Genomic DNA, 14,993 nt, shown 5'->3' with positions numbered 1-14,993 from the left:
TAATTAACACGTATTTGCAGCTTAATACCTATTATTTAGGGAATAAAAGTATGAACTTACGTAAATACGCTCATTTAAACGTTCAAATTTATATTAATCTTACCCTTAGACGACTCTAATAATAACCTCTGTTAATTTATTTTTATCACACACCAATAAAGAGTTGATAACAATGGTTAACAAAAATATAAAAGGCTTTATTGCACTTACAGCAATCGCTACTTTAGTTAGTTGTGCGCCCCATAAACAATTAAATACAGGTACAGATACACCACTTTATCTAGATGAAGCGGCAACAACTGACGAGCGCGTAAATGACTTAGTAAATCGCTTAACATTAGAAGAGAAAGTAGCTCAACTATTTGATAAAACCCCCGCGATTGAGCGCTTAAATATACCAAAATATAATTGGTGGAACGAAGCGCTTCACGGTGTAGCTAGAGCCGGTAAAGCAACTGTTTTTCCTCAGGCGATTGGTCTTGCTGCCACATTTGATGAAGATTTAATATTAAGAGTTGGCACGGCTATTTCTGACGAAGGCAGAGCAAAGCATCATGCCTTTTTAAATGAAAATAACCACTCAATGTATACAGGGCTGACGTATTGGTCGCCAAACATAAATATTTTTAGAGATCCACGCTGGGGCCGTGGTCAAGAAACCTACGGTGAAGACCCTTATTTAACAACCCGTATTGCGGTTAATTTTATTAACGGCTTACAAGGTGATAACTCTAAGTATTTAAAATCTGTAGCAACACTTAAGCATTATGCAGTACATAGCGGCCCGGAGGTTTCAAGGCACAGTGACGACTACACTGCATCTAAAAAAGATTTAGCAGAAACCTATTTACCCGCATTTAAAGATGTAATAGCACAAACGGATGTAGCATCAGTAATGTGTGCATATAACAGCGTAAATGGCACGCCGGCTTGTGGTAACAACGAGTTAATTCAAAATAAATTACGTGATGAATTTAATTTTAAGGGTTACATCGTGTCTGACTGTGGCGCTATTGCCGATTTTTACGACGTAAAATCACACAATATAGTCAGTACAGAAGCACAAGCTGCAGCGATGGCGCTTAAAACAGGAACCGATTTAAATTGCGGTGATCATCATGGTAATACCTATAGTTATTTAACTCAGGCCGTACAAGAAGGATTAGTTGAAGAAAGTGATATAGATATAGCATTAAAACGCCTTATGTATGCGCGCTTTAAATTAGGAATGTTTGATGATGCTAAAAATGTGCCTTTTTCTAAAAAACCGATGACGTTAGTTGGAGCTGCAGAACATTTAAAACTCACCGAAGAAGCAGCTCAAAAATCATTAGTATTACTTAAAAATAAACAATTGCTGCCTTTAAAAGGTAACGAAAAAATAGCGTTAATTGGCCCGAATGCAAATAACACCGCTATTTTATTAGGAAATTACAACGGCACACCTATCAAACCCATTACTCCTAAATACGCATTAGAAAAACGCCTAGGTAAAAATAAACTTACATATTCTGCAGGCTCAAGCATTACCGGTGAGGTTTATACACATTACCAACCTATTGAGGCAAAGCATTTTTTTCATCTAGATCATAATAATCAAATGCAGCCAGGGTTAATTGCCCAGTATTACCCAGCGAGTAATTTTGACCGTCAACCAGCTAAACGACAAATAGATAAAAATATCGATTTTAGCTGGGAACGCTCCCCTATCGACAACTCTATTGAGCAAGAATTTGCTGTTAAATGGGACGGAATAATTAAACCTGAGCAAACAGCACAATACTATTTTAAAGCCACCAATATAAGTTTTACACTTAATGGTAAAACTGTTAATGGCGCTATAACGCTTAATAAAAATGAAGAATATATATTAACTGCACAAGCTAAATTCAATCATTTTTGGCATAGCAACGTTATTAACCCAACAGCGAGTTTAGGCTGGTTGAAAAACCCTCAAAACCTTACTCAACAAGCGCTGATCAATGCCAATGAAGCGGATGTTATTGTATTTGTAGGCGGTATTAGTGCCAATCTTGAAGGTGAAGAAATGCCACTGCAAATTGAAGGGTTTTCTCACGGAGATCGAACCAATATTAATTTACCTAAAAGCCAACTTAATTTACTTAAAAAGCTAAAGCAGACCGGTAAACCTATCGTACTTGTAAATATGAGCGGTAGTGCAATGGCATTAAATTGGGAGAACGAAAATATAGACGCTATTGTGCAGGGCTTCTATCCAGGTGAGGCAGCAGGAAGCGCGCTAGCTGGTTTACTTTACGGCGACTTTAGCCCATCAGGTAAATTGCCTATCACCTTTTATAAATCAGTTTCAGATTTACCTGACTTTAAAAACTACTCAATGCAAAACCGTACATACAAATATTATGAAGGTGAAGTACTTTACCCATTTGGTTACGGCTTAAGTTACGCAGACTTTAAATACAAAAACACACGTCATTCAATAAACGCAGACACTGGCGATTTAAACCTAACAACAACAATCGCTAACCAAAGCAGTTTTACAGCTGACGATGTTGCTCAAGTTTATATTTCTATGCCCGACGCGCCAATTAGAACACCTAATAAACAATTAGTGAGTTTTAAGCACGTTACTCTTAAAAACAAAGCACAAAACGACGTCCAATTTACAATTCCTAAAAATAAACTCACTTATATCAATGAGCAAGGTATTGCTGTTGCGTACAAAGGACGCTTAATTGTTACGGTGGGCTCTGGGCAAGGTATTAAAATACCAAAAGATAAATTTACAGTGTCTAACATTGTTTTATAAAAAATAATAAAAATCTAGGAATAATAAAATGGAAAATACAGCGACAGATCCCACGCTCAGTGGTGAATCTATTCAGTTAGAGAATAACGAAAGCGAGAACTTATTACGTATATTTTTTATCGCGTGCGTAGCTGCGATTGGTGGATTTTTATTTGGTTTTGATAGCGGTGTAATTAATGGCACAGTTGATGGACTTAAAGGTGCATTTAACTCTGATAGCGTAGTAACCGGCTTTAATGTAGCGAGTATGCTGCTAGGCTGCGCTATTGGTGCATTAATAGCAGGTAAAAGCGCCGATCATTTTGGTCGTAAAAAGGTATTACTTGCAACTGCTGTTCTTTTTATCATCAGTGCCTGGGGCTCAGGCATTGCAGGATCGTCGGGGGAATTTATAATTTATCGCTTAATTGGCGGCTTGGCGGTAGGAGCTGCTTCAATACTAACGCCCGCTTATATAAGTGAAATAGCCCCGGCACGTTTACGTGGTACGCTTACTTCTATTCAGCAAATTGCTATTATTTTAGGATTATTTTGCTCTTTTTTAAGTAACTATTTACTCGTACAAATATCTGGGAACTCAACCGAAGTGCTTTGGTCAGGCTTTGATACGTGGCGATGGATGTTTTGGATAGAATTAATCCCTGCAACTATTTTTTTAGTCACTTTATTTTTTATTCCAGAAAGCCCGCGCTATTTAGCAATGAAAAATAAACAACAAGCAGGAATGAAAATTTTATCGCATTTATTCGGTGCTAAAAATGCCAAATCAATGTGGGAAGAAATCAGGCTGTCATTAGGTAATAGTAAAAAATCTAAGATAAGTAACTTATTTCAAACAAACACATTCAAGCTTAAACCAGTCGTTTATATTGCAATTGGGCTTGCAACATTACAGCAACTAGTCGGTATTAACGTGGTATTTTACTATGGCGCTATATTATGGCAAGCCGTTGGTTTTTCAGAATCAGATGCACTTTTAATCAATATTATTAGTGGCGTAATTAGCTTAATTGCCTGCTTTATTACTTTATCGCTTATTGATAGATTAGGCCGAAAGCCATTTTTGCTGATTGGGTCAATGGGCATGACCTTCTCGCTCATTGGTTTAGTTGTCGCATTTTCTAATGGCATTATAGACGCACAAGGACAATTACAACTTGGCGACTGGGGCTTTACTGCGCTAGTACAAGCCAACTTATATGTGTTCTTTTTTAACCTTTCATGGGGTCCTGTAATGTGGGTTATGCTCGGCGAGATATTTCCAAATAACATGAGAGGGTTAGGCTTAGGGGTTGCAGGTCTTGCTCAATGGCTGGCTAACTTTTTAGTTACTATGACCTTTCCGATATTGCTAGCCGGTGGAGGGCTTGCACTCGCGTATTCGCTCTATGCTTTTTTTGCTTTTATATCGGTACTTTTTGTTATTTACTTAGTAACTGAAACCAAAGGAACGAAATTAGAAAACGTATAACTTTATCGTCCTAAATTTCCTCATTTAGGACGATAACTTGTAAGCTTCTCCCCTATATAATGCCTACCGCATATTCAGTTAAAATATGTATAGGGCTTGAGGGATCTATTCAAGCATTTGTTTTAGATACGCTATATGTACGCGTATCTAATCAGGTCTATTAATTAACTGCTTTCCCATACTTGGCTTAAAATAACATCATGGGATAGGCATCTTATCTTTATTTTGAAACAACATAAGAAAAATTTTATTTTCCTATTAATGCTTTTTTAGTCAGCTCTGAAAAGTATGGGTTGCCGGTATAATCAGAAACAACAGACCACTCAGCATTTTCTTTGGGTAAAAAACCAATTAAGCGATCTTTAATTTCTTGGTATTCATCTAAAACAGCGACATTATTCCACTCATTTTTGTCATTCTCATGATCGTATAACTCTTCTGTTCCATCTTCGTAACGGATATAGCGATAACGGTCTGTTCTAATTGCATGGTTATTTGGCCCATAGGTCGTTACTGCTGCATGCTCCCACTGTGCATCGGGCTTCCATAGCAAGGGTGATAAATCCTGCCCTTCATTCAACGGGTTGTCGGGCAAACCACATATTTTGATCAATGTAGGATACAAATCCAATAAACTAACAGGACGATTACTCACTTTTTTGGTCGAAGACTTTGGCGGTTTAATTATCAACGGTGTTCGGGTTGCCCTTTCCCATAAAGCCATTTTAGCAAATTTACTTTTTTCACCTAACTGATAACCATGATCTCCCCACAATACCACTGCGGTATTTTCTGCATACTTACTTTTTTCAAGGGCATCTAGCACGGTACCCACGCATGAATCTACAAACGAAATACTCGCTAAATAAGCCTGCACCATATTCTTCCATTCATCGTTTTCAATTGCCCACTCAGTGGTTGGCATCATAGGTAGTTCGGTTACCGCTTTGGCAATGTCTGGCACGTCATTTAGGTCATCTTTAAAATAAGGCGGTAACTCAAGCTCATCTACTGGATGCATATCAAACCATTTTTGTGGTACATGCCAAGGGACGTGAGGCCGAAGAAATCCTCCTACCATAAAAAAAGGTTTATCGTGTTCTGTGTTTAACTGCTCGGCTAACCATTGTGCAGACTCAAAATCTGGCATTTGCTGATCAGATTCAGGAAATGCTCCCCAATCGGTATTAGTTCTAGGATCATGCCATTTCATTCTTTCTGGAGGGTAAGGACCAAAACCTTTTTGTCGACCACCGTAATTGTCAAAGCTTCCATCGGCTACTTGCTTATGAAAAACCTTACCTACAGCAGCAGTATAATAGCCATGTTGACTAAAGTACTCGCTTAAAAATATTGATTGACTCGCTTTATCGTTAGCAGACTTAATGTCATTGTCTTCAACATGCCCATAAATACCTGTTGTAGAGGGAGCTAGACCAGTCATAATGCTGGCGCGTGATGGTCCACACAGCGGTGCAGGCGCGTGGGCGTTAGTAAACACAGTGCCCATATTGGCTAAACGGTCAATATTGGGAGTTTTAGTATTAGCATGCCCCCCTAAAGGGCCAATCCAATCATTTAAATCATCAATAATGAGCATTAATACATTTGGGTATTCTTTTTTTAATTGTGCTAACCAATTACATTCACATCCAGCTAAAGATGCAACAGCTATACTAGCGCTACTAATAAGAAAATTGCGTCTGTTCATAATGAGCTTTCCTTAACTTTTCTTTTTCAATCCAGCTTGATTTAAAGCATTAAAGATACATTCAATTGCAAGATCGGTCAATATAGTGCAATATCAATCATTGCAGTTCAATTGGTTATGTTGTTTTTATTAGGAGTAACTCATATGCGGTCTGATTTTAAGAAAAATACAGATGAAAAATCACATGCGCGTTTGGATAAGAAAAACATTTATATAATTGCAGTATTAGTTATTACTGCAACGATTAATGTTATTTATTCCATTCCATAGGGGAAGTCACCATCTTCAAGCACTAACGATTACTAGCGAATAAGCTGGTTGAAAGTATTTTATTAGGTAATAAAACTAACTGTCATAAAGCACACAACTTATAGGAATCACGATGAATAAAAAACTCAAAGAAAAAAAGTCACCTTTGCTTCTTTTAGCAGCAAGCTATTTAATTTTATCTGGATGCGCTAATGAAAGTTCATCTACTACCCAAAGTCAAAGTGTATATAAAAGTGAAGTTAAGGCTTACGCTAAGTTTGTGCCTAAAAGACAAGATGACTTTGCTTGGGAAAACGACAAAGTTGCATTTCGAGTGTATGGCCCTGCAGCACCATTAAAAGGACATGCCAGTGGCGTTGATGCTTGGCTCAAAAAAGTCGATTATTCAATTATCGACAAATGGTATGCTGAAGCATTTAATAAAACTGGCTCTTACCATACAGATACTGGCGAAGGTTATGACCCATATCATGTAGGTATTAGCCGTGGTGTCGGTGGCTCAGCCATATGGGTTGATGGAAAAGACTACACAGCACATAACTATAAAAGCTATAAAATCCTTACTAATGGCCCAGATAAAGTAGTATTTACTCTCGAGTATGAATTTGAAACCCCCCTAGGCCTGGTAAATGAATCAAAAACCATTTCGTTACCGATGGGTTCAAACCTATATCAAGTAAATTCTGAGTTTAAACTCGATGGTAAACCAGCCTCCCTTCCAATTGCTATTGGTATTACAACTCACGATGAAAAAGCGACTGTATCCCACAATGAGCAGACTGGCAGAATTTCAGCATCTGAAACGTTTGATTCAATGGCTTTATGGACAGGTATTGTTATAGAGCCAAATAAAGTAACAGATATTAAACACATAGCTAAAGAAACAAAGGATGAAAGTCATATTTGGCTTCTAACTAAATCTGAAAAAAATGGCTCAATTGAATATTATGCAGGATTTGCTTGGGAAGCTGCCGGTGAAATAACAACGCAAGCGCAATGGCATAGTTACCTAGATAACTTTAATAAATAAGGACATTAACATGGAAAAAATTGCATTTACGATGACTCTACTAGCGGGTCATGAAGCTGAATATAAAAAACGCCATGACGAGATTTGGCCAGAGCTAGTCATAGAGCTAAAAAATGCAGGTGTTTCTGATTACTCAATATTCCATGAGCCATCATCAAACACACTCTTTGCTGTTTTGAAAAGAACAAATAATCACACGATGGACAACTTACCACTTACACCAGTTGTTAAAAAGTGGTGGGCATTTATGTCTGAAATTATGGAAACAAACTCTGACAATTCGCCAGTTGTTACACCTCTCCAACAAGTATTCCACTTAGACTAAAATAAAGGAGTCGTTATGCCACATCGCATTTGTAAGGTTCTAGTACTAGCCACAATATGGATAATATCACCGTTCAGTTTTGCCGATATTAAACACGGTTTAAGGGATAACGATGGTAGGCATATGATCCCTAGAGGCTATGTCATTAATACCAATGACCATGCAGGTGCGGTGGACTTTAACCCTGAAGACTATTTAAGAATGGTAAGAATGGGTGCCAATGTTCAAGTTATTCGACTTGAAATGGGTAAATTAAGTGAACTTGGCGATAACACGTTTAAACCTGAATATTTAGCCAGAGTTAAACGCGCGACAAAGCTAGGCCGCGAGGCTGGTATTAAAACTGTTTTTAAAATGACTGTGTATGGTGCTAAAGGCTTTTCGTGGGAAGATTTATATCTAAACAAAAATAACGAACAAAAAACCTACATCAATGCTTGGAAGCATGTATGGGAAGCATTTAAAAATAATGATTATGTCATTGGATATGATTTAGTTAATGAACCTCGTAAAAAAGATATGGACATCTCTTACGATAATTTAACCAACCAATATTTGATCCCACTATATGAAAAAATTATCGATGCTGCTATTCCATACAGCGACAATAAGCAGTTTCTAATACAAACTATTTTCATGAATAAAGGCGATGCCATCAACAAAAACCAATATGCGGAAATAACAAAGAAAATAGATCGTAAAAATATTATATTTGCACCACATATATACCAAGAAAATTTAGATTATATAGCCCCTACAATGGAGCGGTTTGATAAAGAATCTAATTTATTAGATGCTCCAATACTTATTGGTGAGTGGGGGTTTCCTACCCTTGTTACTACCGATAACTCCGTCAAAGAGCAACTCAATTATATTGAGTTTTACATAAAAACGGCTGAAACTTTCGATGAAATGGGGGTTGGCTCTATTAAAGCATGGTTTCTAGGCAATCGTAGTTATCAAAACTTCTTACCTGGAGGCCCTTCCACATGGGCTATTTTCAGTGATGAACAAGCAATTGGTACTGTAGAAAGAAAATATATAACTGATATTATTGCACGCCCATACCCACAAATAATTGCTGGTGCCATCAAAAACTTTAAATTTCACTTTGCCACACGCACTTTAGATTTAAATATCACAAGTGATAATGCTAAAGGGGTTTCACGTATTTTTGTTGGTGCAGATAGACATTATCCAGATGGATTTACTGTCTACATTGGCGATGATCTCATTATGAGTAAAAGCCCGATAAAATCAGGCTTAGAAGTTCATAGCTCAAGCGAGGATACACAACCAAGTGAGGTTATTTGGGATAATGATAAGCAGCAACTAATTTTACTATCATGGCCTAAAAATAAAGCAAAAATTAATATCAAAATTAAGCCCGGAATATACAAGACCCCGGATTCAACAGTAAAAATAAGCAAATAACACTCACAACAGTGGCTATCATTATGGTAAATATGATGAAGATAAAAAAGTGGCTGTTATTAGCCGCAGCCGTGCATGCCTCAACTCTAATGGCTGCTGATATTCTTAAAACAGACAGTTACTTCACAACCCAGCAATATGATTTAGCAAAGGCTGGCTATATGGAAGCAGCGAAGCTTGGTAACCCGCATGCATATTATCAGCTAGCAAGAATGTACGCGAAAGGCTTAGGAGTGGAACAAGATGTTATTAATGCCCTTATTTACTACTCTTTGGCGGCAGAGTATGACTATTTTAATGCACAAAAAGTCATAGATAACACGTTAGCTAAACTCCCAGCAGAGTCAAAAGCTACTTTTATAAAAGTAATGAATGATTATAAAAGTAAGCTTGGAAAACAAACTATTGATGCCAACTATTTTCCTATTGTTCTACAAAATTCATTATCTACAAAAATTACTTTTGATGGCCGTGAAAAATTAAAACGCACTTTCTATAGTGAAGACTTTATGGGAGATTCAATTGCTAACTTGAATAACTTAGCCATCGAGGAAGGCGGTAATGAAAATACCACTTATATGTCTACCCCTAACGAACCTTATCTAATCTTAGATATTGATATTGCTGAAGATGGTTCGATTCGTAATTATTTCGAGGTGCAAAACATGGGTGGCTCTGCTGAAAGGCTCATTAACGAGTTTATTCTCTTCCCTCAGTCAAAACCATCTATAAATAATCAACATACAAGTTTTGTTCACAGAGTATTCCTTGGTGCAGCAGTTTATTCAAAATCAATCTTGATTGATAAAAGTGAACATATGTATGCACAAATATTACGCACATCGAAAACATTAAAACAAGGGACGACATTAAACGATCGATATCAATACGCGATGTCATTATTAAACTTTCCTTGGCTAACATCAGAGCCCCAAGAGGCTGAACAAAAATTATTAGCTCTAGCAAAACTAGGTCACCCTAGTGCTATGTATGAGTATGGGTTGTTACTGTATAGAGAGCAACGCAATATCCCAGAAGCAATTAATTGGATATCCCAATCAAGCAAATATGGCCTTATTCGCGCTGAGTTTCGTTTAGCCATGATTTTAAATATGAGCCCTTGGGTACAACAAGATAAAAGCAAAGCGTTATTTTGGTTTTCATCCGCAATGAATAAAGGCGATATAAATGCGTCTATTAGAGCCATTGATATAAAGCTTAACGCCAAAGACAAATCCTTAATTGATGTAGAGTCTGCCGTGCAAGATTTGAAGAATATTGAATACCAGCATGGTAATAATCCTGAGTACTACTATTTATTGGCGCTGTCTTATCGTGATAGAGAGGCTAGAGACTTTAGCCAGTTTGTTAGAAATATGCGTATCGCTATTAATCGAGGTAACTCTTTAAATTGGGACACTAGTGAATGGCAAGAACTATAAGATAAGTCAACTGTTGGTAACGTTTATATCAATGACAAGTAGCGCATTCAAAATTATGACCATCTAGGCTACATGTCCTGATGGTTTATCATTTCGTCAACTGCAGAAATTAATTTTTCTAAAAAATTAAGCCTATAAAAAGCAACTTAACAGGTACTGTTCCACACAAGCAGTAATATAAAAAGGGGGGTCTGTGTTTGATAGTTATTTTGCTCAAGCTTTAGGATTTATAAGCTATATCTTAGCGATGCTGTGTTTCATCCAAAAAGATGATCGCCGCTTTAAAATTATGATGATTTTAATGAACTTAAATCATGCATTACACTTTTACTTATTAAATGCAGTAACTTCCTCACTATGCTGCTTATTCGCAGCAGGGCGAACAGCAACTTCATTGCAAACAAAAGCAAAGTGGGTCGCTGTATTATTCATTATACTTACCGCGTTGATAGGTTATCTAACCGTAAGCCAATGGACAGACTACATAGCAATAGCTGGATCGTGTATAGGTACGTACGCTTTATTTTGTCTCAATGGGATCAAGATGCGCTGGGTTATATTTATGGGCTCATGTTTATGGCTTATAAACAATATTATTGTCGGGTCACTAGGTGGAATGCTGCTTGAAGCCACTGTAATTATCCTCAACCTAATAACTATTTATAAATTGCATAAACTCAACCTACGAGCTTAATTACTTATTTTATCTTACTGTATACAATATAAACTAAAGCCTTACACTATTGCTTTAGTTCATTATTCTACTCGATTATATCACTGTACATATTAATCTTTTGTGAGTTTTACATATTATAAGCTGAGCATTGTACTGAGATACAGTACCTCGATAACTTCATATGAATAACCCACATTAATCTTCACTAGTCTTTATTAAGCTTGGTTCTATACACAATTACAAAGTACTGTAGTCTAAAAGATAGTGCCCCCTTAGGCTAAGAAAATTAAAATAACCATCGAATATATATGCACTTTACAGTTTGAGCATACTTAAACACTCTACCTTTAGTATAGGTTATTAAGCAAACAATCTCTTAGTATTGCTAGATTAGTTCATTTATGACCTTATAGAATGAAAAAAGCCTAACAATAAATTGTTAGGCTTTAAAAAGTAACTTAATTTTTACTTAGAAGCTGTAGCTAAAGCTCACTTCATAAATACGGCCAGTGTAATCAACACGCGAAACCGCCTTTTCGTTATTACCCCAGTACTCATAACGTTGCTCATCGGTAAGGTTATAACCTCTTAAATAAGCTCTGAAGTTATTAGTGAACTTATATGAAGTTACTAAATCTAGGCGGCCTGTTGCTTTCTGTACACGAGGCTGTACGCCTAAGTAAGAGTTTTGACCTTTCAAGTATGAGTCGTCTTTCCAGTTATATGCAACCCTTACGCTAAAACCGTCGTTTTCGTAGTAACCTATTGCATTAAACGATTCAGGTGCAACAGAATACAATGTACTTTCTTCGGTTCCATCTTGGTCAATGTAAGTGTAGTTAAATACACCACCAAAGCCATTCCAAGGGTATGGTAAAAAGTCTAGCTTTTGCTGAATAGCTAACTCAATACCTGTTAATTCAATTGTTTCATCATCGTTAAACTTCTCGTTGATTCTAACAGAGCGGAAGTTTTCTGTGCCGTCATCGCCAGTAAATGGTTCAACCTGTGTACAAACAAAACCACCTGTAGCAGGGTTATCTTCACGAACCACATCGCTACCTAACGCTTCAATTATAAGCGGGTCGCCTTCAGGGCAGCTTTCTCTATCCTCAAAAAAACCCGTAAGTTCTTTATAAAATACGCCTACAGAAATAGCACTACCATCACGGTTATACCATTCTAATGACATATCGTAGTTATCTGCATCATATGGTTTTACAAAGCTAGCAGGCTTATCAATAGTTACATTTGTATTACCGCCTCTTACTTCAGTTGTTGGCGTCATTACACGAAGGTTAGGACGAACAAACCCCTTGCTATATGCTGTACGCAAAACAAGATCTTCACGTAAATCAAAAGCAAAGTTAACTGATGGTAACCAGTGATCGTAGTCATCACTTATCTTTGTATCTACTAAAACATCGCCGGCACTACGATCTCGTCTGATACCATTAAAATCGTTATTAGTATGGACATACCGCATACCAACATTACCGGTCCACATTACATCGCCAAGTTCACCATTTAAGTCAGCCATAACATAAGCTGCTGCTATTGTCTGCTCAACATCAAAGTTTGTTGCATATTGCTGTGGGTGTGGCCCGTTAAAACGCTCATAAAGGCCTGTATCGCCAGCTTTAATACCACCGTCAAGATCTGCAATACCATCGGTCAAAGCAGCAATGTGAGATAAGTTATCAAACGTTCTCCAGCCACTATCTGCACCAAATGTTCCAGGAAAATTACCGTTAAAAAACTCGCTTTGTCCATCAGAAAGGAGTGAATCTTTAATCGCAGAGCTTCCTACAGCACTTGCATTAACACCCGCAGCACCTATTTGTTGGTCAAAGTTTTCGAGTATTTCGCGGCTATATCTTGCACCAAACTTGACAGATCCAAAATTTAGAGTCTCTCCTAAGCCAAAGTCTACATAACGCTTAGCATCAAATTCGCCACTTGTCATTTTACGAATCGGGTTATCTATTCTCCCGGTAATGTACTGGCTTAATCGTCGTCCACCGTTTAACGGATCGGCTGTTGTTAAAGATAATGCATTCAAAGCGTCAGGGCTTTGCCAATCCACATCATAATTGTAATTATCCCAACCTTGAGCTGTTAGATACGCTTGATCTAAATTTCCTTGCCCAGAGTCTAATTGAATATCAATTCCAGTCGGGACTGTATCGACATTGACCCCGTTAACTTTTGTAGTAGCCTTATGATGGCCTGTATGCCTAAAATCTAAACCAATATTTTGAAAGTTATTCTCTGACTCAGAATGAGTAAGCATGGCATTGAATGTCCAATCATCTACAACGTAGTCACCATATAAAAATAGACCTTTGGCCTCTTCAAAAAAAGTAGTCTCACGATTTGTAAATAAGTATTCGCCGTCAGTAATCGCTGTTTTGCTTACTGCGTATACAGGAGTCCCATCTTCAAGAGTGTCATAGATAAATGGAGCCGTGTTCATGTCTGGCTCTATCATGTAAAACCGATCGCTATTCTGTGGTTTGTTTTGATTATAGCCTGCGCTAAATTGTGCATCCTGTTTTGTACCACTATCAAGATCACGCTTAGTATAAAGTAAATGTGCACCAACAGTCATATCACTAGTAGGTCGCCATTCAATATTACCCGTAAAAGAAATACGGTCGCCTTCACTATACTCTGATACATTCCTTAATGAAGATGGACTGCGAATAGCGGCGCCTTCTGGGATACCATATTTAGCACGGTAAGCATCAATTGTAGTGGAGTTTACGCGTAAGTTTGCATCTGTAGCGGCATCATTTTGGCCAATTAATGGCGCATAATTTGTAAAGTTTGCAGTATCTCTGCGGAATGTTTGCCCTGAACCCGCAGCTTTAAAAGCGATTGCAAGCTCGTTTTCAATAAGATGTTTGCTCATTGAGAATTTAATAGATTCATCCCATTTTTGGGTTAATTCTTCGTAACGCCCACCTACACTTACATTATATTTACCATCAGGCTTTGCTAGCGCTCGCTGCAATTGCTTATCGACGGTCCCAGCTATTCCGCCAGCTTGCATATCAGCAGTAGGGGCTTTAATAACTGTCACTCCATCGAAAACACTAGCCTCGAATGCAGCGAATGGGTTACTTGACCCCACATCATTAAAACTTCTACTTGGTGTCGCAAAACTCTGTCCAGCTGAAGTAGTTTTGACAAAACCGCCACCCAAACCACGTAAACTAATTTCAGACTGCCTTCCTTCACCAGATCGTTCAATTTGCACACCAGGTACAGCTTGCAGTGCTTCACCTAAATCAAGCGCAGGTAATGCATCAATATCTGAGGCAGAAATAGCATCAACAATAGATGGGGCATCTCGCTTGGTATTTAACGCATTCTCTAGAGAACCACGAATGCCTTGTACTTGTATAACTTCAAAATCGGCTTCAGTTTTTTCTGCTTGAGCCTCTTGATTATTGTCTATAGCTTGTTTAACTTCTTGAGCCAAAATTGAAGGTGCAAATAAAGTTAAAGCTATACCTAACGAACTACCTATTATTTTAGTCGAGGCGAGTTTTTTATTTTCTTTATTAAACATTGTAATCCCCATATACGTTGTGTGTGTCTGCTATTTTTACAAATAAGCCTGTTGCGTGTTTATCAAATTAACAACCAAAACTGCTAATTAACAATACGGTAACACAATAAATGACACTTTTAAATCAAAAATAATCAAAACCAATCTTATTAAATTTTAAACGCATATAAACAACAACTTAAGATGTTTTATTTTATTTAAATTTTGAGAAAAAAACCATTTAAGCTATATTTATGGCGATTATAAAACCAATTAATTTGGATGTA

General features: G+C 37.4%; 9 protein-coding genes. 7 read left to right on the top strand and 2 right to left on the bottom strand.

Annotation, left to right across the window (positions count from 1 at the left end; genetic code table 11):
- Positions 1–172 precede the first annotated feature (172 nt).
- Both H5161_RS11705 and H5161_RS11700 read left to right on the top strand, forming a co-directional pair.
- Entirely contained in the window at positions 173–2,791 is a 2,619-nt protein-coding gene (locus H5161_RS11705; protein ID WP_182769372.1) for a glycoside hydrolase family 3 C-terminal domain-containing protein, read from the top strand.
- A 28-nt stretch (positions 2,792–2,819) separates the two neighbouring features.
- The gene (locus H5161_RS11700; RefSeq protein ID WP_182769371.1) at positions 2,820–4,262 is read left to right on the top strand and encodes a sugar porter family MFS transporter; all 1,443 of its coding nucleotides are present in this window, start codon (positions 2,820–2,822) and stop codon (positions 4,260–4,262) included.
- A 247-nt stretch (positions 4,263–4,509) separates the two neighbouring features.
- On the opposite strand, the gene H5161_RS11695 is transcribed toward H5161_RS11700, so the two are convergent.
- Positions 4,510–5,973: a sulfatase gene (locus H5161_RS11695; protein WP_259398694.1), complete on the bottom strand. Its 1,464-nt coding sequence runs from the start codon at positions 5,971–5,973 to the stop codon at positions 4,510–4,512.
- Between the two features lie 382 nt (positions 5,974–6,355).
- Between H5161_RS11695 and H5161_RS11690 the strand changes: the two genes are divergently transcribed.
- From H5161_RS11690 to H5161_RS11670, 5 genes are all read left to right on the top strand, one after another.
- Positions 6,356–7,273 carry a DUF4861 family protein gene (locus H5161_RS11690; RefSeq protein ID WP_182675224.1) on the top strand — a complete coding sequence of 306 codons (918 nt, stop codon included), beginning with the start codon at positions 6,356–6,358 and terminating at the stop codon, positions 7,271–7,273.
- Between the two features lie 10 nt (positions 7,274–7,283).
- A complete protein-coding gene (gene rhaM, locus H5161_RS11685; RefSeq protein WP_182769370.1) occupies positions 7,284–7,598 on the top strand; it encodes an L-rhamnose mutarotase in 315 nt (104 codons plus the stop codon).
- 15 nt (positions 7,599–7,613) lie between these two features.
- Positions 7,614–9,032: a cellulase family glycosylhydrolase gene (locus H5161_RS11680; protein WP_182769369.1), complete on the top strand. Its 1,419-nt coding sequence runs from the start codon at positions 7,614–7,616 to the stop codon at positions 9,030–9,032.
- A 23-nt stretch (positions 9,033–9,055) separates the two neighbouring features.
- The gene (locus H5161_RS11675) at positions 9,056–10,474 is read left to right on the top strand and encodes a tetratricopeptide repeat protein (protein WP_182769368.1); all 1,419 of its coding nucleotides are present in this window, start codon (positions 9,056–9,058) and stop codon (positions 10,472–10,474) included.
- 193 nt (positions 10,475–10,667) lie between these two features.
- On the top strand, positions 10,668–11,168 hold the full coding sequence (locus H5161_RS11670) for a YgjV family protein (RefSeq protein WP_182675232.1): 501 nt from the start codon (positions 10,668–10,670) through the stop codon (positions 11,166–11,168).
- 451 nt (positions 11,169–11,619) lie between these two features.
- Here the strand turns inward: H5161_RS11670 and H5161_RS11665 are convergent, their stop codons facing one another.
- The gene (locus H5161_RS11665) at positions 11,620–14,727 is read right to left on the bottom strand and encodes a TonB-dependent receptor (protein ID WP_182769367.1); all 3,108 of its coding nucleotides are present in this window, start codon (positions 14,725–14,727) and stop codon (positions 11,620–11,622) included.
- Positions 14,728–14,993: the final 266 nt, after the last annotated feature.

The sequence above is a fragment of the Pseudoalteromonas sp. SG43-5 genome, assembly GCF_014164345.1.
GTDB classification, from domain to species: domain Bacteria; phylum Pseudomonadota; class Gammaproteobacteria; order Enterobacterales; family Alteromonadaceae; genus Pseudoalteromonas; species Pseudoalteromonas distincta.
This window is presented reverse-complemented; position numbering and strand designations above follow the sequence as displayed.